Source organism: Pontibacter sp. GD13, assembly GCF_058216355.1.
Window position 1 is genome coordinate 26,629 of the sequence record NZ_JBYZMQ010000011.1, and the last position, 19,456, is coordinate 46,084.

General features: G+C 51.5%; 18 protein-coding genes. 9 read left to right on the plus strand and 9 right to left on the minus strand.

What is annotated here, in order from left to right:
* Window positions 1-44 precede the first annotated feature (44 nt).
* Window positions 45-899, minus strand: coding sequence for a peptide chain release factor N(5)-glutamine methyltransferase (prmC, locus tag AC4BAN_RS14285; protein WP_490565090.1), 855 nt, complete (start codon window positions 897-899; stop codon window positions 45-47).
* A gap of 229 nt (window positions 900-1,128) precedes the next feature.
* On the opposite strand from prmC, the gene ribD reads away from it, so the two are divergent.
* A complete protein-coding gene (gene ribD / locus AC4BAN_RS14290) occupies window positions 1,129-2,160 on the plus strand; it encodes a bifunctional diaminohydroxyphosphoribosylaminopyrimidine deaminase/5-amino-6-(5-phosphoribosylamino)uracil reductase RibD (RefSeq protein WP_490565091.1) in 1,032 nt (343 codons plus the stop codon).
* A gap of 49 nt (window positions 2,161-2,209) precedes the next feature.
* On the plus strand, window positions 2,210-2,692 hold the full coding sequence (locus AC4BAN_RS14295) for a GAF domain-containing protein (protein WP_490565092.1): 483 nt from the start codon (window positions 2,210-2,212) through the stop codon (window positions 2,690-2,692).
* Between the two features lie 339 nt (window positions 2,693-3,031).
* On the opposite strand, the gene AC4BAN_RS14300 is transcribed toward AC4BAN_RS14295, so the two are convergent.
* The 4 genes from AC4BAN_RS14300 to AC4BAN_RS14315 form a co-directional block, all read right to left on the minus strand.
* Window positions 3,032-3,715 (minus strand): phosphatidylserine decarboxylase family protein, encoded by a 684-nt coding sequence (locus tag AC4BAN_RS14300; protein WP_490565093.1) that lies wholly within the window; start codon window positions 3,713-3,715, stop codon window positions 3,032-3,034.
* A gap of 121 nt (window positions 3,716-3,836) precedes the next feature.
* Window positions 3,837-5,111: a Glu/Leu/Phe/Val family dehydrogenase gene (locus tag AC4BAN_RS14305; protein ID WP_490565200.1), complete on the minus strand. Its 1,275-nt coding sequence runs from the start codon at window positions 5,109-5,111 to the stop codon at window positions 3,837-3,839.
* A gap of 97 nt (window positions 5,112-5,208) precedes the next feature.
* A complete protein-coding gene (locus AC4BAN_RS14310; protein WP_490565094.1) occupies window positions 5,209-6,036 on the minus strand; it encodes a phosphatidate cytidylyltransferase in 828 nt (275 codons plus the stop codon).
* Between the two features lie 79 nt (window positions 6,037-6,115).
* Entirely contained in the window at window positions 6,116-7,090 is a 975-nt protein-coding gene (locus tag AC4BAN_RS14315; protein ID WP_490565095.1) for a CPBP family intramembrane glutamic endopeptidase, read from the minus strand.
* Window positions 7,091-7,143: 53 nt separating this feature from the next.
* Here AC4BAN_RS14315 and dusB point away from each other — a divergent pair, with 53 nt between their 5' ends.
* Window positions 7,144-8,145: a tRNA dihydrouridine synthase DusB gene (gene dusB / locus AC4BAN_RS14320; protein ID WP_490565096.1), complete on the plus strand. Its 1,002-nt coding sequence runs from the start codon at window positions 7,144-7,146 to the stop codon at window positions 8,143-8,145.
* An 81-nt stretch (window positions 8,146-8,226) separates the two neighbouring features.
* Here the strand turns inward: dusB and AC4BAN_RS14325 are convergent, their stop codons facing one another.
* Window positions 8,227-8,358 (minus strand): hypothetical protein, encoded by a 132-nt coding sequence (locus AC4BAN_RS14325; RefSeq protein ID WP_490565097.1) that lies wholly within the window; start codon window positions 8,356-8,358, stop codon window positions 8,227-8,229.
* Here AC4BAN_RS14325 and AC4BAN_RS14330 point away from each other — a divergent pair.
* Both AC4BAN_RS14330 and AC4BAN_RS14335 read left to right on the plus strand, forming a co-directional pair.
* Window positions 8,354-9,154 carry a DMT family transporter gene (locus AC4BAN_RS14330; protein ID WP_490565201.1) on the plus strand — a complete coding sequence of 267 codons (801 nt, stop codon included), beginning with the start codon at window positions 8,354-8,356 and terminating at the stop codon, window positions 9,152-9,154. The genes AC4BAN_RS14325 and AC4BAN_RS14330 overlap by 5 nt on opposite strands.
* 423 nt (window positions 9,155-9,577) lie before the next feature.
* Complete coding sequence (locus AC4BAN_RS14335; RefSeq protein ID WP_490565098.1) at window positions 9,578-11,566, plus strand: Na+/H+ antiporter NhaC family protein; 1,989 nt, start codon at window positions 9,578-9,580, stop codon at window positions 11,564-11,566.
* Window positions 11,567-11,601: 35 nt separating this feature from the next.
* On the opposite strand, the gene AC4BAN_RS14340 is transcribed toward AC4BAN_RS14335, so the two are convergent.
* Window positions 11,602-12,540, minus strand: coding sequence for a GNAT family N-acetyltransferase (locus AC4BAN_RS14340; RefSeq protein WP_490565099.1), 939 nt, complete (start codon window positions 12,538-12,540; stop codon window positions 11,602-11,604).
* An 81-nt stretch (window positions 12,541-12,621) separates the two neighbouring features.
* Window positions 12,622-13,797 carry an ATP-binding protein gene (locus AC4BAN_RS14345; RefSeq protein WP_490565100.1) on the minus strand — a complete coding sequence of 392 codons (1,176 nt, stop codon included), beginning with the start codon at window positions 13,795-13,797 and terminating at the stop codon, window positions 12,622-12,624.
* Window positions 13,798-13,909: 112 nt separating this feature from the next.
* Here AC4BAN_RS14345 and hemA point away from each other — a divergent pair, with 112 nt between their 5' ends.
* Window positions 13,910-15,184 carry a glutamyl-tRNA reductase gene (gene hemA, locus AC4BAN_RS14350; RefSeq protein WP_490565101.1) on the plus strand — a complete coding sequence of 425 codons (1,275 nt, stop codon included), beginning with the start codon at window positions 13,910-13,912 and terminating at the stop codon, window positions 15,182-15,184.
* Between the two features lie 139 nt (window positions 15,185-15,323).
* Here hemA and AC4BAN_RS14355 read toward each other — a convergent pair whose 3' ends face one another.
* Window positions 15,324-15,632 (minus strand): ArsR/SmtB family transcription factor, encoded by a 309-nt coding sequence (locus tag AC4BAN_RS14355; RefSeq protein WP_187068257.1) that lies wholly within the window; start codon window positions 15,630-15,632, stop codon window positions 15,324-15,326.
* A 121-nt stretch (window positions 15,633-15,753) separates the two neighbouring features.
* Here AC4BAN_RS14355 and AC4BAN_RS14360 point away from each other — a divergent pair, with 121 nt between their 5' ends.
* The 3 genes from AC4BAN_RS14360 to AC4BAN_RS14370 all read left to right on the plus strand — a co-directional run bounded on the left by AC4BAN_RS14360 (window position 15,754) and on the right by AC4BAN_RS14370 (window position 19,294).
* Window positions 15,754-16,824, plus strand: coding sequence for an anhydro-N-acetylmuramic acid kinase (locus AC4BAN_RS14360; RefSeq protein WP_490565102.1), 1,071 nt, complete (start codon window positions 15,754-15,756; stop codon window positions 16,822-16,824).
* A 68-nt stretch (window positions 16,825-16,892) separates the two neighbouring features.
* Complete coding sequence (locus AC4BAN_RS14365; RefSeq protein ID WP_490565103.1) at window positions 16,893-18,119, plus strand: Glu/Leu/Phe/Val dehydrogenase dimerization domain-containing protein; 1,227 nt, start codon at window positions 16,893-16,895, stop codon at window positions 18,117-18,119.
* Window positions 18,120-18,130: 11 nt separating this feature from the next.
* Entirely contained in the window at window positions 18,131-19,294 is a 1,164-nt protein-coding gene (locus AC4BAN_RS14370) for a mechanosensitive ion channel family protein (RefSeq protein WP_490565104.1), read from the plus strand.
* The last annotated feature ends 162 nt before the right edge of the window (window positions 19,295-19,456 follow it).

Here is a 19,456-nt window from a genome sequence, read left to right on the forward strand (position 1 = left end):
AAATCAGGCAGATATAACGAATTCGTCGGGTTGGCGGCTGCCCCTTATTTAACCGCCTCCACCATTCTGTCTTTGCCAAACAGATCCTGAACCACTTCGGCCTGGCTATACCCTTTTTTCAGCAGCAGCTTTGCCACCTGCCCCCCATACTGCTCGTTTATCTCGAAGTATACCTTCCCGTTGGGTTGCAAAAGCTGCAGCCCCAGCGCAGCGATGCGTTTGTAGTACTTCAGGGGATCGGCGTTCGGCACAAACAGCGCCAGGTGCGGCTCAAACTGCAGCACGTTCTCCCGCATCTGCGCCTTTTCTTCTTCCAGGACATACGGCGGGTTGCTCGTTATAATATCCAGGGAGGCCGGGGCAATACTGGTAATCGGCTCAAACACATCGTGCAGCAGCCATTCCACGGGCAGGTGAAGCCGCGACCCATTTGCCTTTGCCACCTCCAGTGCCCCTTCGGATATTTCCAGGCCTGTTACCCGGCTGTTTTTCAGGTTAGCCGCCAGGGCCAGCGGAATACAGCCGCTCCCGGTGCACACATCCAGGATCCGGAGATGCTCCTGCCCCTGGTGCTGTTTGATCACCCGGTCCACCAACTCCTCTGTTTCCGGCCTCGGGATCAGCACCCGCTCATCCACCTGCAGGTCCAGTCCGTAAAAGTGCGCCACCCCCAGCACATACTGCACCGGCTCCTGCTGCTGCAACCGGGTTACGGCCCGCTTTACTTCCTCTTCCTGCTGCGGTGTTGCCTGCTCGTGTTGCTGCATGCTAAGCTGCATCCGCGACTTTTGCAGCACATGCTCCAGTACCAGCTGCGCGATGGCACCGGCTTCCGGCTCGGGGTACGCCTTTGTTATGTTCTCTCGGATAAAATACTGCAGTTCCTGGATAGTGGCCACGGCTATACTTTTAGGTAGATTTAGGTATCTTTGCAAAAATACGTGCGCCACAAGTAGCAGGACACACGAAACAGGTTTTTATTTGAGCGCCTTTGCATAATTCATTTTTATGCGGCCTACTGCTCATAAAGAAAGCTTAAACAGGTTGTGAAGCTACGAAAGGTGGCTAGGCCATACTTCCAGTTTTTACGCAGTTAAACGCTTTAAATTTATACCCACTAACGCAACCATGCCTGACGAACTATACATGCGGCGTGCGCTGGAACTGGCCCGGTTAGGGCACGGCGACACCAGCCCGAACCCGATGGTGGGGTGTGTGGTGGTGCACAAGGGGCAGATCATCGGGGAGGGCTGGCATAAACAATACGGTGGCCCGCATGCAGAGGTAAATGCCATTGCCGCCGTGGAGGATAAAAGCCTGTTGCCTGAAAGCCGCGTGTATGTTACACTGGAGCCCTGCGCACATTTTGGCAAAACCCCGCCCTGCGCCGACCTCCTGATCAGCAACGGTGTGAAGGATGTAGTGATCTGCAACACGGATCCTAACCCGCTGGTGGCCGGAAGGGGCATTAAAAAGCTGTTTGATGCAGGGGCGCAGGTAAAAGTGGGCGTGCTGGAAGAAGAGGGACTGGAACTGAACAAGCGCTTCTTCACCTTTCATGGCAAGGGGCGTCCTTTTATACTTTTGAAATGGGCCGAAACAGCCGACGGCTTTGTGGCAGCAGCCAATTATCAGCCAGAGCAGATCAGCGGCCGGCTGGCGCAGCGGCTCGTGCACAAATGGCGCTCCGAAGAGCAGGCCATTATGGTAGGCAGTCGCACAGCACTGCAGGACAACCCGCGCCTGAACACGCGCCTGTGGGGTGGCAAAAGTCCGCTTCGGCTGGTGATAGACAAGCAACTGCGGTTGCCCGAGAGCCTGCACTTATTCGACCAGGGCCAGCCTACGGTGGTATACAATTTTAAAAAGCAGGAAGCGCAGCATAACCTATACTTTGTAAAATTGCTGGAGGAGGAGCTTCTGCTTCCGCAGATCATGCAGGACCTGCACCAGCGCCATATTTTATCTGTGCTGGTGGAGGGCGGCACTTTTTTACTGGAGAGCCTGCTGCAGGCAAACCTTTGGGATGAGGCCGTAGTGTTTAAAAGCATGCATAAAACACTTGGCACCGGTATCAAATCCCCCCACATGGCATTTGGGGCATTGGGTTCTGTGCAAACTTTAGGCCCCGATCAGCTGTTGCATTACCATAACCTGTAAAAAACCACCACTTCATTCATACGCACATTCACTCATTCAAAACCCATTCATGGCCGAATCACTTTTAGTAGACCAAGCCCTCAGCAAAGAGGAAAAATATAAAGTACTGTTGCCGCAGATAGAAGCGTTGGTAACCGGCGAGACAGACCTGATCGCAAACATTTCAAACCTGGTGGCCGCCCTGAAGCAGGGACTGGGCTTTTTCTGGGTAGGCGTTTATTTCAACAAAGAGGGCCAGTTGGTGCTGGGGCCTTTCCAGGGACCTGTGGCCTGCACGCGCATCCCGTACCACAAAGGCGTGTGCGGCGCCTGCTATACCCGCCAGCAAACTATACTGGTGCCAGACGTAGAGGCCTTTCCGGGGCACATTGCCTGCAGCAGCGACTCTAAATCTGAAATCGTGCTACCAGCCATTAAGGACGGAGAAGTAAAACTGGTGCTGGATGTGGACAGCGACAAACTCGATGATTTTGATGAAACAGACCAGCAGTACCTGGAGCAGTTGATGAAGCTGGTGGAGAGTTGGTATTAGTATCTCGGTTAGGCGTTCTGCAGTAGTTTGGTTTGCAGCTGGCTTTCGGCGCCAGCAGAAAAGTGCATTTTATAAGATTTACACTTTATGGCTTATTGCCGAAGTATAAAGTATAGCTTCGGCTAAAACAATTTTACTTTTGCAAAGCAGTTACAAGCTGCTGCCATACTTAGCCACAAGTTGCGCCAAGGCTAAACTTGCGGCAGGAAATCCGAGACAGAATATCCGAGCTTTTAAATTCTATTTTATAAACAAGAAGGCCGCTGCAGTTTATACTTGCAGCGGCCTTCTTGTTTTGATTTATACTTCAATTCTTAAATCCTGTTTCTCAAAAGAGTCTTATCCAAAAAATGTAGGGGCATCTGTTTTAAGCTGCGCTATTACGGTCTGTCCTCCTTTGGTTTTCTGGCCGAGCTCCACTTTGATCTCTGTATCCAGGGGCACGAAGATATCCACGCGCGAGCCGAACTTGATAAAGCCGAACTCCTCGCCCTGGCTTACCTCATCGCCTTTGCTTACATACCATACAATGCGGCGGGCCATGGCGCCGGCAATCTGCCTGAAAAGCACCTCAGGGCCGGCAGTCGATTCTACCACTACCGTTGTGCGCTCGTTCTGGGTGCTTGATTTTGGGTGCCAGGCCACAAAATAGTTGCCCGGGTGGTATTTGAAGTAGGACACAATACCGGAAACGGGGTTTCGGGTGATGTGCACGTTTATCGGCGACATGAAAATGGATATCTGCTTGCGCTTGTCCTTGAAATACTCCGGCTCTTCCACCTCCTCGATCACCACCACCTTGCCATCGGCAGGCGCCACCAGCAGGTCTTCGTGCAGCAGCAGGTTGCGGTATGGGCTGCGGAAAAACTGCAGGATGAGCAGGAACAGCACCACAGAAACTGCGGAGAAAATTCGGTTAAAGGTATTATTTTCAGCGTTGAACTGGTACAGAAGCAGGTTCAACACCAGCAAAGCCAATAGCGTAAAAAATAATATTTTTCTTCCTTCCTTATGAATTTTCATGTTTGCTGTATTTGCCGCGGGTACTTATATAACTTATAATAGCTCATCCAGTTTTAGGGATGAGCTATTATCCTGTTTCAAAATTATATAAACTTTTGCTTATTCTTATAAAAATATTCTCTTAGAATCCACCTCGGTACCTATACGTCATGGCCACTTTGTCGATTGCCACAATATAAGCCGCGATGCGCATCGGCACGTTATACTTCTGCGAAGCTGCGTACACGCGCTCAAACGACTCGTTCATGATACGCTCTGCCCGTTCGTTTACGCGGTCCAGGGTCCATTTAAAGCCCATGCGGTTTTGCACCCACTCGAAGTATGATACGGTTACCCCGCCGGAGTTTGCCAGGATATCCGGCACAACCATGATCCCTTTTTCGTTGATGATGTTATCCGCTTTATAGGACGTAGGGCCGTTGGCACCTTCTACGATCAGGCGCGCCTGTATCTTGTCCACATTATGGATCGTGATCACGTCTTCTACGGCAGCAGGTACCAGCACATCCACTTTGGCGGTCAACAGCTCGTCCGGGTTCATCTGCTCAGCGCCTGTAAAGCCCTCTAGCCTGCCGTTGTTGCCGTTCTTATATTCAATCGCCTCCTCAATATCAATTCCTTTGTCGTTCCAGTAAGCACCGCTCACATCGCTGATGCCCAGTATCTTCACGCCCCGCTCTGCCATTAGCTTGGCGGCCCAGGTGCCCACATTGCCGAAGCCCTGCACGACAGCCGTGGATTTTGACGGGTCCATGCCCAATTTTTCCATGGCAGCCAAAGCGGACACCATCACCCCGCGGCCTGTTGCTTCTACACGGCCCAGAGAACCGCCCAGCACCAGCGGCTTGCCGGTTACCACAGCGTGCACCGTAGAGTTCTTCGACTTGGAGTACTCATCCATCAGCCAGGCCATCTCACGCGGGCCTGTGCCCATATCCGGCGCAGGAATATCCTGGTCCGGACCAAAAAGGTCTACCAGGGCGGCGGTATAGGCTCTGGTTAAACGCTCTATCTCACCGGCAGACATGGAATACGGATCGCAGATAATACCTCCTTTTGCTCCGCCGTACGGAATGTCCACTACGGCACATTTCCAGGTCATCCAGGCGGCCAGGGCTTTCACCTCATCCAGGAACACGTCCGGCGCATACCGGATTCCCCCTTTTGATGGCCCCAGTATGGTAGAGTGCACAACACGGTATCCCTCAAACACACGCACTTTGCCGTCATCCATCGTAACCGGAACGTTTACGATAACCTGTCGGGCTGGAGACTTCAGAACGTTGTAAGTTTCTTCATCCAATCCCAGCACCTCAGCAGCAATATTGAAGCGCGACATCATCGACTCGAAAGGATTTTCTCTGTCCTTGATCGGTGCAGGCTCTTTGTATAACATCATCTACTATAAAATTAAGCGGTGAGTGATTATTTAATTCAGGCGGTAAAGTTGAGAATTATACTTGCAACCTCCTACGGGGGCAATCAAAATATTTCTAGAAGATTTTCAGGTAGGCCACCACAAACGGAATCGCCATTAAAAGGCTGTCAAAGCGGTCTAACAGGCCCCCGTGGCCGGGCAGCAGCGTGCCTGAGTCCTTTACGCCCAGGCTACGCTTGAGCAGCGACTCCGTTAGGTCTCCTAAAACCCCGAAAACGGCCACGATAACGGCCACCCCGATCCATTGGTAGAGCTCCAGGTCGGTAAAGAAGAAGGACATTCCATAACCGGCCACCACGGCCAGCAGGGTGCCCCCGGCCCAACCCTCCCAGGTTTTGCCCGGCGAGATGCGCTCAAACAGTTTATGCTTGCCGAAGTTCTTCCCAAAAATGTATCCGCCGGTGTCAGAGGCCCAGATCAACAGCATCAGGCCAAGTATAGGTTGCCAGCTGTACTCATCCTCTAAGTAAGCCAGCGTGTGCAAAAGCCCGAAAGGCCCGGCAATGTAGACCACGCCCAGAAAAGTAAAGGCAATGTTTGTGAACGGATGCGGTTGCTTGCGGTAGAGTTCCAGGATGAAAATGAGGAAAAGAACGGGTATGGACAGAAACAGCAGCTCTGATGGCATCAGCTCCTTCTCGACCAGGAACATGGACACAAAGAAAAGCGCGCCGAGGGTAATGCCGACGCCCCGGTGGGGTTTGAGCTCCTGTACCTGTATCAGTTTGTAAAACTCAGCGATGCCCAGCAGCGTGAGGCCCAGAAAGAGCAGAAAATACGTCCACTCCCCGTACAGTATACTTCCGATAAAAACTGCGGCGCCCAGCACCCCTACTATAATTCTTTGACTGAGATTGCTAAGTGTGGCTATTCTTTGACTCATGAAAAGGGCTTTGGTCGGGGCCGTGAGGGGCTAGTAAGGTTTAGTTGGCTTGGTTCGGCGTTGGCAGTAAGTATGGCGGTTATTCCTCATCCTTTGGCCTGATGCCAGCCTCGGCCTCGGCTATGCTTTCGGCACGCACAGGCAGTGGCGCAAACCGCTGATGCAGGAAGTAGAGCACGGCAGCGCTTACAACCAACGACAAGGCAACGCTGATCCAGGGCATGGCCGATGTGCTCTCCACATCGAAATCTATTTTACCCGTTTGCTGCAGGTAAAGTAAGAACACGGTAAAGCCGTTGTTGAGGAAGTGCGCCAGAATGGGTACGCTAATGCGCCCCGACCAAAAGTAAAGGTACCCGAAGAGGGCGCCAAAAATAGCGCGCGGCACAAACCCGAAGAACTGCATGTGAATGGCGGCAAACACCAATGCTGCCACCCAGATGGCCACATGCGTGTTGCCCGCCCAGCGGTGCAGTTGGCGCTGCAACACGCCCCTGAACACCAGTTCCTCGCCTACGGCCGGAATGGCTGCGATCACAATGATGCCCACCAGGAGTTTTGGCAGTGTGCTGAAGTCGGCGATCAGCCTGGTCAGTTCAGCCAGTTCATCTTCCTTGGCCCTGGCCCAGCGCCCAAACCCCTCTAAAAAAGAAGGCAGGTGCATGTTAGCGTTCCAGTCGATTACCACGGAGTTGGCAGGCATGATGAGGAGTATAAGCAAACCGCTTAAAAGCACCAGCCCGATGCCCGGCCATACTTTCCAGCTCAGGTAGGTATCCAGGTTATAGCCGAAAGCCTTGAGCAGGTACAGCGGGGCAACCACAAAGGAGAAAAACTGCACCACCCCCTGAAACAGCAGGATGGCGCTGACCCCATTGGGGTGAGCGGCCGGGTTCTCCACCACCTCTACAAGCTCAAAGATACTGATGCCATAGATCCAGTTCACCACCAGGCTATAGATAAAGCTGGCTACAAAATAACCCGCCGTCATAAAGGCTAGCAGCAATAAAATCACCCAAAATGGATGCAGATCTTTGGAGATGAAACCTTTCATAGAGAAGATTAGGTTTAATTGACGTAAATTTACGCTAAAATTTAAATTTTGCTTTGGTAAAGATAGCGAACATAGAACTAGGTAAATTTCCGCTGTTACTGGCTCCCATGGAAGACGTGAGTGATCCGCCTTTCCGAAAGGTGTGCAAGGCTAACGGCGCAGATTTAATGTATACGGAGTTTATCTCTTCTGAGGGTTTGATACGCGATGCAGCCAAGAGTGTACAGAAACTTGATATTTTTGATTACGAGCGCCCGGTCGGCATTCAGATCTTCGGGTCCGATATCGACTCTATGCGCGAGGCGGCCATTGTCTCTTCGCAGGCCGGACCCGATCTGATCGACATCAATTACGGCTGCCCGGTAAAGAACGTGGCCTGCAAGGGCGCCGGCGCCGCTTTGCTGCGCGATGTGCCTAAAATGGTGAAGATGACTCAGGAAATTGTGAATGCCACGCACCTGCCGGTTACCGTTAAAACCCGTTTGGGCTGGGATGAGGATACCAAGTACATTGTGGAAACAGCGGAAAGACTGCAGGATATTGGCATACAGGCCCTGAGCATACATGGCCGCACCCGCGTGCAGATGTACAAAGGCGAGGCGGACTGGAGCCTGATAGCGGCTGTGAAGAACAACCCGCGCATGACGATACCGATCTTTGGCAACGGCGACATCGACTCCCCGCAAAAAGCCCTGGAGTACCGCAACCGGTATGGCGTAGACGGCATCATGGTGGGCCGCGCCAGCATCGGCTACCCCTGGATCTTTAACGAGATCAAACATTACATGGCAACGGGCCAGTTATTGGCTGAGCCTAGCCTGGCTGAGCGCGTGGCGGTTTGCCGCCAGCACTTTACACACTCCCTGGAGTGGAAGGGCGATAAGCTGGGCATTTTTGAGATGCGCCGCCACTACACCAATTATTTCCGTGGTTTGCCGCACTTTAAACCCCTGCGTATGCGCCTGGTACAATCCGAGGATATTGAGGAGATTTACGATACCCTGGAGGAAATAGCCCACACTATGGCTTACACAGAAGTTCAGGAAACTAGTTGAGTGTAGCCTGAACACCATATGGTTTGCAGCTACGGCCGAATACCCTTACTTGTCTTTTCCCAAAACGCTTACGCTCACTTTTTAAAGGCCCGACACCATCAAAACTGCAACACAAAACAAATCGGATGCTGCGGCAACCGCCACACCGCCGCTTGCCTGGTTCCTGATCATCATCCTTGCGCTTATCTGGGGCACATCTTTCATCCTGATCAAAAAAGGGCTTGTCGTTTATACCTCTAATGAGCTGGGGGCCCTGCGCATTGCCATTGCTTTTCTCACGCTCTCTCCTTTCGCGCTGAGGCACGTTGGTAAAATAGCGCCACAGCACTGGAAGTACCTGGCCGGCAGCGGCCTGTTGGGTAACCTGTTGCCTGCTTTCCTGTTTGCTTACGCCGAAACCCGCCTGGCCAGCGGCCTGGCAGGTGTGCTGAATTCCCTTACGGCCTTGTTCACCCTGCTCGTGGGGGCATTGTTCTTTCGCCAGTCCATCACCTGGATGCGCATGCTGGGCATTATGATAGGCATTTTGGGCACGGTCGTGCTTATCTTCTCAGGCAATGGCAGCACAGACATGGACAACAAATACTATGGCCTTTACATTGTGGTGGCCACGGTATGTTATGGTGGTAGCGTGAACATCATCAAACACCGGCTGCAGGGCATGAAGCCCCTCGTAATGTCGAGCATCGCCCTGCTCACGGTGGCCCCGCTTGCAATCGGCTATCTGTTTACGACGGATGTTTTCTATAAACTACAGCACACACCCGGGGCCTGGGAGGCACTGATGTACATTGCTTTACTGGCCGTGTTTAGCACCGCCATCGGCCTGGTGCTTTTCAATAAGCTTATCCACATGTCCACGACGCTCTTTGCCAGCTCCACTACCTACCTGATCCCGATCGTGGCGCTTATGTGGGGCGTGCTGGACGGGGAAACCATTCAGCTATGGCATTACCTTGGCATGCTGGTGATACTGGCGGGCGTTTTTATAGTGAACAGGGCAAAGTAAGCCTCAGACTTAATAAAGCATGGTTCTGTTCTCGCCCTTGATTGAAGGCCTTGTTGTGATATCCTTTTCCGGACAGTTACTGTGTCTGACGCAACCTGGCGGCGTTATGCTGCTACCCACTTCACTGAAGCAGCTGAATGCAACTTTCCATGGTGTAGCTCTAATCCGTAAAGTATAAACTTGTTATTTTTTGTACAAAGCACATGCAATGCTTGTAAAGCACAGAGGTGAACATCTTATTGCTTAGCGTTGATGTTAGAAGGTGCTGCCACATCCATTCTGCCTAAAAGCGAATAAAATTCCTTAAATAGAGTTATATAAGCTCCGCACCACCTTCTGGGATACTTATTATCTGGCTGTTATAATCTGAATGTTAGAAAAATTTAGTTACTTGAGGGGTTGAACATCAGAATTAACTTGTAAATGAAGCTTTCTAAAACGCTTTTCAGCTTATTAACCTTTTTCTTATTTTCCTACCACCTTCAGGCTCAGGAGGCTGCCCCCGGCAAGGAGTCTATAAAGGAGCTTAATTTACAGGCTGTCAACGACACAGCTTTTACCTTAAGCACCACCGATGAACTCGGCAACCTGATTAAGTATAGCGGCCCGCTGCCCTTGCGCTTAAACGGCGCGCTGCAGGAGACCAGCTTTACCGAGGGCGAGGCCCAGTTCTCGCTGGCAGAGAAGGCCCGTTTGGTGCAGGTCACGGCGAACCTGGGCACCCATAATATTGCCCGTTTGTATAGCCTGGACGACGAGGCGCCCAACGGGGTTAAAGAGTTTCCGATGTGGCTGTCCATACTTCCTCCGCTTATCGCTATCGTGCTGGCCCTGATTTTCAGGGAAGTGCTTATCGCGCTTTTTGCCGGCATATGGGTGGGGGGCTTTGTTATCTACGGCTTGTCGCTGCAATCGATCTTCACAGGGCTGCTGGCCGTTGGAGACACCTACCTGATGGAGGCGCTCACAGACTCGGACCACGTAAGTGTTATTCTGTTTTCGATGATGATTGGGGGCATGGTGGCCATCATCTCTAAAAACGGAGGCATGGCTGGGGTGGTGAACATCCTGTCACGCTATGCCCGATCGGCACAAAGCTCGCAAATGGTAACCTGGGCACTAGGCATTGCTATTTTCTTTGATGATTATGCCAACACCCTGATTGTGGGCAACACCATGCGCCCGGTAACCGACGGGCACCGCGTATCGCGCGAGAAACTGGCTTACCTGGTAGACAGTACCGCAGCGCCTGTGGCAGCCATTGCCTTCGTTACCACCTGGATTGGGGCAGAGCTGGGCTATATTAAGGATGCAGCCACCACCCTCGGCATAGAGGAAGGGGCCTACTCGCTTTTCTTCCACTCCCTGGAGTACGCGTATTACCCGGTGCTTACCCTGGTGTTTATGCTTTTCCTTATCCTGATGAACCGCGATTTCGGGCCCATGCACCATGCGGAGATAAGGGCGCGCGAAACAGGGGCTGTGACGGCTGCCGGCATGGACCGGAATGGCCAGGAGAAACAACAGCTGGAGATGTCTGAATTCGAGCCGATTAACCCTGCCCGCACCCGGGCTGTAAATGCCTTGATCCCGGTAATAGTGGTTATCGCCGGCACTTTGGTCGGGTTGCTTTATACAGGCTATAACCCCGAAGTATGGGCAGATGCCAGTGTTGGCTTTATGCGTAAACTCTCAATCACCATTGGCGATTCCAACTCTTATGTGGCCTTGATCTGGGCCTCGTTAAGTGGGGTGCTGGTAGCAGTGGCCTTAACGGTTAGCCAACGCATCATGAGCCTGACGGAAACCATGGAATCATTGGTGGTGGGCTTTAAGACCATGCTGCCGGCCATACTCATACTTATACTTGCCTGGTCGTTAGCGGCGGTTACCCAGGAGCTTTACACCGCAGAATACCTCACCTCCCTGTTCTCGGGCAATATCTCGGCGCATTTTTTACCGGAGATCACTTTCTTCCTGGCTGCCATCATTGCCTTCTCCACAGGGTCTAGCTGGGGCACCATGGCTATACTTTACCCACTCATGCTGCCTGCTGCCTGGTACGTTAGCCAGTCGCAGGGCCTGAGCCTGGAAGAAACGATGCCGATCATATACAATGTGATTTCGGTTGTGTTGGCTGGCTCGGTTTTCGGCGACCACTGCTCCCCGATATCCGACACCACCATTCTGAGCTCGCTGGCTTCTGGCTGCAACCACATCGACCATGTTAAGACACAGCTGCCTTATGCCATTACGGTGGCATTGGTCGCCAACCTGATCTGCACAAACTTGTCTAGCTGGGGGGTGCACTGGCTGCTGGTGTATGCCATTGGGGCGGCAGTACTTTGGGCCGTCATTAAGTTTCTGGGGAAAAAGAACACCGTGCAGAAACACAGCGTGAAAGCTGCCTGATACCTGACCGCCGCTGGCGTAGGCCGGCGGCATGCCTAAATTTCCAGTTCGTAGTAATCGTGTACCACTGTTCTGGCCCCGTAACTTTCTTTGTTCGCCAACAGCTTGCTGTTCAGGTGCAGGCCCTGTTGCTCCATAGATGCCCCCAGATCAAAATAGGCTTTCCGGTGATACACTTTGGTTAAAAGAAAATCGATCAAGGCCCCCAGGGCACCTGTGCGCTGGCTTTGTTCCGTGTACCCGATGTATTGGCAGTGCGCCACGGTGGTGGTTTCGTAAATGAGCACGCCTGCCACGATGGACCCGTCGTTGGCGCCGGCCACGTACAACTTGATGTTGTCGGGGAAGTTGCCGGCCAGCCCCTGTATCTCCTGGGGAGTATGCACGGGCACGGCGCCATACTTTCGTTGCAGCAGCGCCGTTACCACCTGCATAAACTGGCTGTAGTCCTGCGAAAGGCCCAGCAACCATGGATAGGCGCGTACTTTGGCTACCTCCCACCTTCTCTTTTTGCTGTACTTTAAACCGCTTGCCGGGGCCACCACTGACAGCACATCACGCCGTACAAGCTGCGCGTTGTACCTGAACAGGGCATACATGTCTTCTTCGGCGGGGGCCCGGTGGTAAATATGCGGGATCGTTTTATACTTCAGCACCCTGAACCCACGCTCGCGCAAGTACAACCGCATTGCCTCAAATACCTCCAGCATGACGGTTATTTTCATGCGGGCACCCGTCACCACGCCTCCGTAGGTCAGCCCCGCGTGTGTGTGCAGTTCATCCTGTAATTCGTTGGCTGGCAGCAGGCCTACCAGGTTCCCTTTGCGGTAAAAAAGCAGCGAATGGTCTGTAAAGCGATCGGCATGGTACTCCATGTAATCGCGGTGCAGCAGGAACGTACCGTTTTTGGAGCCCGCCACAAAAGCGTCCCAATCAGCTTTGTGCGCCGAACTATACTTTACTACCTCAACCATTTTTTAGACAAAGGATTTTTTTGACAAAGGACAAAGAGATTCTTTTCAAACTTTCTAACTCCACAACTTTCTAACTTCTCATTACCTGTTCAGCACAATCCGGAAGGTAGTTCCCTTGCCCACCTCTGACCATTTCACAAACAGCTTGCCCCGGTGATAATTGTCGATGATGCGCTTGGCCAGTGCCAGCCCCAAACCCCAACCCCTTTTTTTGGTGGTGAAGCCGGGCAGGAACACCGAGGCCATTTTACTCTTGGGGATGCCTTTTCCGGTATCGGTTATATCTACGGCTATATTCGCTTTGCCCAGCAGCACCAATTTTATAGTTATACTTCCCCTCCCCTCCATGGCATCCACCGCGTTTTTGCAGATGTTCTCAATTACCCAGTCAAAAAGCGACACGTTTACTTTAGCCGTTATTTCCGGGGCAAATGCAGACTCTACAGTGAAGATAACCTGGCGTGAGATGCGGTTTTGCAGGTAGTTGATCGCATTCTGGGTTACCTCCAGTAAATTCTCGTCGCGCAGCAGGGGCACCGAGCCGATGTTCGAGAAACGCTCTGTGATCACCTCCAGGCGCCGCACGTCCTTGCCCAACTCCTCGATTATGGGCTCGTGCTCAAACTTGGGGCTTGCCTTAATGTACTCGTACCAGGCCATCAGCGACGAAAGGGGGGTGCCCAACTGGTGGGCCGTTTCCTTGGCCAAGCCTACCCATACCCGGTTCTGCTCAGCGCGTCGCGAGTAGCTGAAGGCAAAGTAGGCCATCAGGGCAAAGCAGGCGATCACGATCAGCTGCACATACGGGTAAAAGCGGAGTTGCGAGAGCAGGGCAGAATCTTTGTAGAACACATAATTCTCGGAGCCTTCGGCCCAGGGAACGATGATGGGGGCATGCTGCGCCTTCATTTTATTTATTTCATGTTGCAGCAGCTGCGCTTTTCTTTTTTCTGAAATGTTTTTGGGTAAATCGATGTTCTTAGAATCGAGAATATTCTCATGCTCATCTGTTAAAATAACAGGCACCGTGTTGTTCGACGACAAGATCTCCTCTTCAATAAAAACAATGTTGTCATCGCTGGGCGCATTGATCATGTACCGGAGGCCCTTGGCGTACAATTGCACCAGTTCCTGCTCACGCTCAGATAGTTTGCTTACCAGGATGTTGGTGTAGGTGATGGTGACAGCTCCGATTATAAGCGCCACGATAACAACAATGAGCTTAATCCTGTTCTTCTGAGAGTAAATGGGTATCATGCAGTGTACACGTAAATTATTTTAAATTAGTATAAATTAAACATTAAGGGCAAGTAAGTTTCATTTTAAAAATTTGAGCTTTAAATTTGCACTTTAGTAGAACATACTTATTATGCTTCAGAATTTTAAAGCAATCAGCCTATCTTATAAAAAAGCGCCGCTGGATATCAGGGAGCTGATTGCCTTAGATGAAATTTCCTGCCGACAGTTCCTCCAGACGCTAAAGGCCTTTATTCAGGCCACCGACATATTAGTACTTTCCACGTGCAACCGCACAGAGGTGTACTATAGTGCAGACACGGATTACAGCCAGCAGATAGTAAAGCTCCTGGGCATTACCAAAGGCATTGAGAATATAACCAGATACCTGGATTACTTTACCATCCTGAACGAGCACGACGACACCGTACAGCACCTGTTCGATGTGGCGATGGGCCTTGAGTCGCAGGTGGTGGGCGACATGCAGATATCCAACCAGGTGAAGGTGGCCTACCAATGGTCTGCTGACAACGAAACGGCGGGCCCTTTTCTGCACCGCCTGATGCACACCATCTTCTTTACCAACAAGCGCGTGGTGCAGGAAACCGCCTTCCGCGATGGTGCCGCTTCTACCTCCTACGCCGCCATCGAACTGATCGAGGAGCTGACCGCCGACATGCAGGAACCCGCTATACTGGTGGTTGGCCTCGGTGAAATTGGCGCTGACGTTTGCCGGAACCTGAAAGACGCGGGTTACAAGAACATCAGAATCACAAACCGAACGCAGGCTAAAGCGCAGGCATTAGCCGAAGAATGCGGGCTGGAAGTATTGCCTTTCGAGAATATGGTGCAGGGGTTGAAAGAGGCAGACGTGGTAATCTCATCGGTGGCCCGTGAAACGCCATTTTTTACCAAGGAAATGGTAAAGCGCCTGAATGTGCTTTCCTTTAAGTTTTTTATCGATCTGGCCGTACCGCGCAGCGTGGAGGCCGACCTTGAAAGTATACCTGGGGTGCTGGTGTATAATATCGATACGATTCAGAACAAGGCTTCTGAAGCCTTGCAGCTTCGCTTAAATGCTGTACCTAAGGTGCAGCGTATTATCCAGGAATCTATTGAGCAGTTCAACGACTGGTCGAAAGAGATGATGGTTTCCCCAACCATTAACCGCCTGAAGAATGCCCTGGAGGCTATCCGGCAAGAGGAGATGGCGCGCTATATGAAGAAGCTTGACCCCGAGGAGACCAAGCGCCTTGATAACATGACCAAATCTATGATGCAGAAAATAATCAAGCTACCCGTGCTTCAGCTGAAAGCAGCCTGCAAGCGCGGCGAAGCGGAAACGCTGATAGATGTGCTCAATGACCTCTTTGACCTGGAGAACCAGTCGTCGGAGGCAAATCTATAGAAATTGGTAGATAGCTATATTTTCTTAGTGAATAGAAAGCCAAAGGTCTTCGTAAGCTTCTAAAAAGAAGGTAGTACGAGGACCTTTGGCTTTCTACAAAACAGCTGACAGGCAGTACATACCACCTGAAACACTACTCCTAGATGTCGATGCAGCATTCTTCCAGACAATCGATCACATCAATCAGTTTCGGGATTGCGAGTGAGTAATAAATCTTGGTGCCTACCTTAAAAGAGGACAAAACACCCTTGTCCTTTAGTGTGATAAGGTGCTGCGAAGCAATGGCCTGCGGCAGATCTAAGTGCTTATAGATCTCGGTAACGGTCATTTTATCTTCTTTTCCCAGCAAGTCGACTATAGCCAGCCTTTTCGGATGTGCCAGTACCTTCAGCATGGCGGCCGCCTTATCTATTTTCTTGGATTCTACTCTTGACAACAAACTTTTCATAATTAAAATTTATACCTAACAGTTTCTACATACATTTAGCAATTCTATTCATAATAAGGTATATACGACGTCTACATTATTTAGCTGAGTTGGTGTCAGCGTATTTTTATATTTTCGTACCATGGATACTTATCATGTGATCGGGCTGATGTCCGGAACGTCGTTAGACGGCATAGACATTGCACATTGTAGATTTACGTATAAAAAAGAAAATTGGATATATGAGATACTAAATACTAATACATTAACATATACTCATACTTTAATTGACTCCCTCCGGGATGCGGAGACTACGACGGCGCGCCAGCTTATTGCACTTCACCATGCCTACGGCAAATTCCTGGGGCAGCAGGTGCGGCGGTTTGTAACACAACACGAAATCGCCCCTGATTTTGTTGCCTCCCACGGGCATACGATCTTTCATCAGCCCGATCAGCATGTGTCGCTGCAGCTGGGCCATGGGGCCTACATTGCCGCTGCGGCACAGCTTCCGGTTGTCTGCGACTTCAGAACAATGGATATTGCCCTGGGTGGCCAGGGCGCCCCGCTTGTGCCCATTGGCGATGCGCTCCTGTTCAATTCCTATGACTATTGCATCAACCTGGGCGGCATCGCTAATGTCTCCTTCCAGCAGAAGGGCAAGCGCCTTGCTTTCGATATCTGCGCCTGCAACCTGCTGCTTAACGCGTTGGCCAACCAGGTTGAAAAGCCCTACGACCACAACGGGGCGCTTGCCCGTTTGGGCAGCATGCAAGCCGCGCTTTATGATGCATTAAACCAGCCGGCATATTTTTCTGGCCCTGCGCCCAAATCGTTGGGTAAGGAGTGGGTGCTGGACAACAGCCTGGCCGTGCTGGGAAACAATAGCGCAAGCGTTCCGGACAAACTGCACACCGTGTGCCACCACATTGCCTTTCAGATAAAGCAGGCGCTACCCCTACTTCACCTGGGCCAACACCGGGTATTGGTTACAGGGGGAGGCGCCTTTAACAGCTTTTTAATGCAGTTGATTTGGCAATACCTCGGGGAGCAATACGACGTGCAGGTGCCGTCTCCGGAGATCGTCTCTTTTAAAGAGGCATTGATCTTTGCTTTTTTGGGCGTGCTGCGCTGGCGCGGCGAGCACAACTGCCTGCAAAGCGTTACCGGTGCAAGCAGGGATAACATCGGGGGCGCCATTTATCTTGCCTAAGTCCCAGTGGCCTTAGGCACTCCTATCTAATTTTGTACCTTTGCACAGTAAAAAGCAATGTGCACTACATGAAAGACCTGTTAGAGAAATTTGAGAATAAAAGGCCTGAGATAGTTTTTGAGTGGAAAGACGCCGAGACAGAGGCTGAGGGATGGGTGGTGATCAACTCGCTGCGTGGCGGTGCCGCCGGCGGAGGCACCCGGATGCGCAAAGGCCTGGATAAGCGCGAAGTGGAGTCGCTGGCCAAAACGATGGAGGTCAAATTCACTGTGTCGGGCCCGGCCATCGGGGGCGCAAAATCAGGCATCAACTTTGACCCCGCTGACCCACGCAAACGCGGCGTGCTGGAACGCTGGTACAAGGCCGTTATTCCGCTGCTAAAGAACTATTACGGCACCGGGGGCGACCTGAATGTGGACGAGATACACGAAGTCATTCCCATTACAGAGGATTATGGCCTGTGGCATCCGCAGGAAGGCATTGTAAACGGCCACTTCAATGCCTCTGAACCCCAGAAGATAAACAAGATCGGCCAGTTGCGCCAGGGAGTTGTAAAGGTAATCGAGGACCCGCACTACTCCCCTTCCACCGCGCGCAAGTATACGGTAGCCGACATGATCACCGGCTTTGGCGTAGCGGAAGCCGTGCGCCACTACTATGCCATTTGGGGCGGGCAGTTTGAAGGGAAGCGGGCCATAGTTCAAGGCTGGGGGAATGTTGGGGCTGCCGCAGCGTACTACCTCTCCGCTAACGGGGTTAAAATTGTGGGTATTATAGACAGGGCCGGCGGTTTGATAGCTGAGGAAGGCCTGTCGTTCAACGAAATCACGGAGTTGTTTCTGAGCCGCCAGGGAAATGCGCTGAACCCGGAGGGGCTGCTGTCTTTTGAGGAAGTAAATGCGCGCATCTGGTCACTGCCGGCAGAGATATTTATTCCTGCCGCTGCCTCGCGCCTGGTTAGCAGAGAGCAGGTGGAACTGATGATACGCAACGGCATGGAGGTTATCTCCAGCGGAGCCAATGTACCCTTCCAGGACCCGGAGATTTTCTTTGGCCCTACGGGAGAGTTCGCAGACCAGAATCTTTCCGTTATCCCCGACTTTATCGCCAACTGCGGCATGGCGCGCGTTTTCGCTTACCTCATGGAAAACGAGGTGGAGATAACCGATGAGGCAATATTTTCTGATGTTTCCCGTATCATTGGCGAGGCACTTGCCAAAACGTATCAAAAACAAGCACAGAAAACAGAGATCGCTAAAAAGAGCTTCGAAATTGCGCTAAGCCAGTTGCTCTAAAACCTTTTTTTATGAACTGGAGAGAATTGTTAGAATATCAGTTTCTGGGTAACACCGTTACAGAATACCTGCTCTCGGCGGGCATCCTGCTTTTTGGTTTCATCTTTAAAACAGTACTCTCTAAGCTCGTGTCGGGCATCCTGTACCGGCTCGTGAAAAGGTTCTCGCACGAAGATCATCTTCCTGAGTTCAGGCGCCTGCTTATTCAGCCGCTTGAAATACTGATGTTCCTGGTGTTTCTGTACCTGGCTTTTCAGGTGCTGGATTACCCCCTCGACCCCAGTGATTTAAGAAAAGACGACCCCTTGCTGAAAACCTTCATGTTCCGCACCTACCAGGTGTTCGTGATTGTGGCGTTAACGTGGGTAATCATGCGTTTTATCGATTTCGCTGCCCTGATCTTTAAGCACAGGGCCGAGAAAACAGCCTCCAGGCTCGATGACCAGCTAGTGCCCTTCTTTAAAGATTTCTCGAAGGTGATGCTTGTGATCTTCGCCTTCCTGATTATGCTCGGAACCGTGTTTGATGTGAATGTGGTGGGTTTAGTGGCTGGTTTAGGGGTAGGGGGCCTGGCCCTGGCCTTTGCCGCCAAAGAAAGCCTGGAGAACCTGCTAGCCTCCTTTACCATCTTCCTGGATCAGCCTTTTGTGGTAGGCGACCTGGTGCAGGTAGGTGAACTTGTAGGCGTGGTGGAGAAGATCGGCTTCCGTAGCACCCGGCTGCGAACCCTTGAAAAGAGCTTCGTTACGCTGCCTAACAAACACATGATCGACAAGCCGCTCGACAACCTGACACTCCGCACATTCAGGAGGGCCAAGTTCGACATCAACCTGACTTACGACACCACCTCTGAGCAGATCCGCGCCATTACCCGCGACATACAGCTTTTTATTGACCAGCACCCGCGCACCAACCAGGACGGCCGTATTCGCTTCCTTAATTTAGGTGCGCACTCCAAAGACATCATGATTCTTTACTTTGTGGATACCATGGACTGGAATGAGTTTATAGACATTAAGGAGGAGATCAACTTTAAGATTGTGGAGATCGTTGAAGGGCACGGCGCCGAATTTGCCTTCCCGACACAAACCTTATACCTACAGCGTGGCGCGTCGCAGCAACCTGGTCCCAAAGCAGCGCACCAGTACCTTGGGGCTGACTCGGACCTGAAATAGGAAAAACAAAAAAGCAGGAGAAGCTCCTGCTTTTTTTTCACCCTTATATTTTCAGATTAATTTTGTCTCGCTTAAGGCCTTTACAGTTTTTTTATAATCTAATTCATCCCCTCGTTCAACTGCTGCTGTAGCCTGCTTACTTGTTTATTTCTTTTAGTTTGT

Coding starts and splice junctions, on each gene's coding strand:
- AC4BAN_RS14300 (WP_490565093.1), bottom strand. CDS start 3,715: ATGAAAATTCATAAGGAAGGAAGAAAAATATTATTTTTTACGCTATTG.
- ribD (WP_490565091.1), top strand. CDS start 1,129: ATGCCTGACGAACTATACATGCGGCGTGCGCTGGAACTGGCCCGGTTA.
- AC4BAN_RS14335 (WP_490565098.1), top strand. CDS start 9,578: ATGAAGCTTTCTAAAACGCTTTTCAGCTTATTAACCTTTTTCTTATTT.
- AC4BAN_RS14340 (WP_490565099.1), bottom strand. CDS start 12,540: ATGGTTGAGGTAGTAAAGTATAGTTCGGCGCACAAAGCTGATTGGGAC.
- AC4BAN_RS14315 (WP_490565095.1), bottom strand. CDS start 7,090: ATGAAAGGTTTCATCTCCAAAGATCTGCATCCATTTTGGGTGATTTTA.
- AC4BAN_RS14355 (WP_187068257.1), bottom strand. CDS start 15,632: ATGAAAAGTTTGTTGTCAAGAGTAGAATCCAAGAAAATAGATAAGGCG.
- hemA (WP_490565101.1), top strand. CDS start 13,910: ATGCTTCAGAATTTTAAAGCAATCAGCCTATCTTATAAAAAAGCGCCG.
- AC4BAN_RS14345 (WP_490565100.1), bottom strand. CDS start 13,797: ATGATACCCATTTACTCTCAGAAGAACAGGATTAAGCTCATTGTTGTT.
- AC4BAN_RS14360 (WP_490565102.1), top strand. CDS start 15,754: ATGGATACTTATCATGTGATCGGGCTGATGTCCGGAACGTCGTTAGAC.
- AC4BAN_RS14310 (WP_490565094.1), bottom strand. CDS start 6,036: ATGAGTCAAAGAATAGCCACACTTAGCAATCTCAGTCAAAGAATTATA.
- AC4BAN_RS14305 (WP_490565200.1), bottom strand. CDS start 5,111: ATGTTATACAAAGAGCCTGCACCGATCAAGGACAGAGAAAATCCTTTC.
- AC4BAN_RS14370 (WP_490565104.1), top strand. CDS start 18,131: ATGAACTGGAGAGAATTGTTAGAATATCAGTTTCTGGGTAACACCGTT.
- AC4BAN_RS14295 (WP_490565092.1), top strand. CDS start 2,210: ATGGCCGAATCACTTTTAGTAGACCAAGCCCTCAGCAAAGAGGAAAAA.
- AC4BAN_RS14365 (WP_490565103.1), top strand. CDS start 16,893: ATGAAAGACCTGTTAGAGAAATTTGAGAATAAAAGGCCTGAGATAGTT.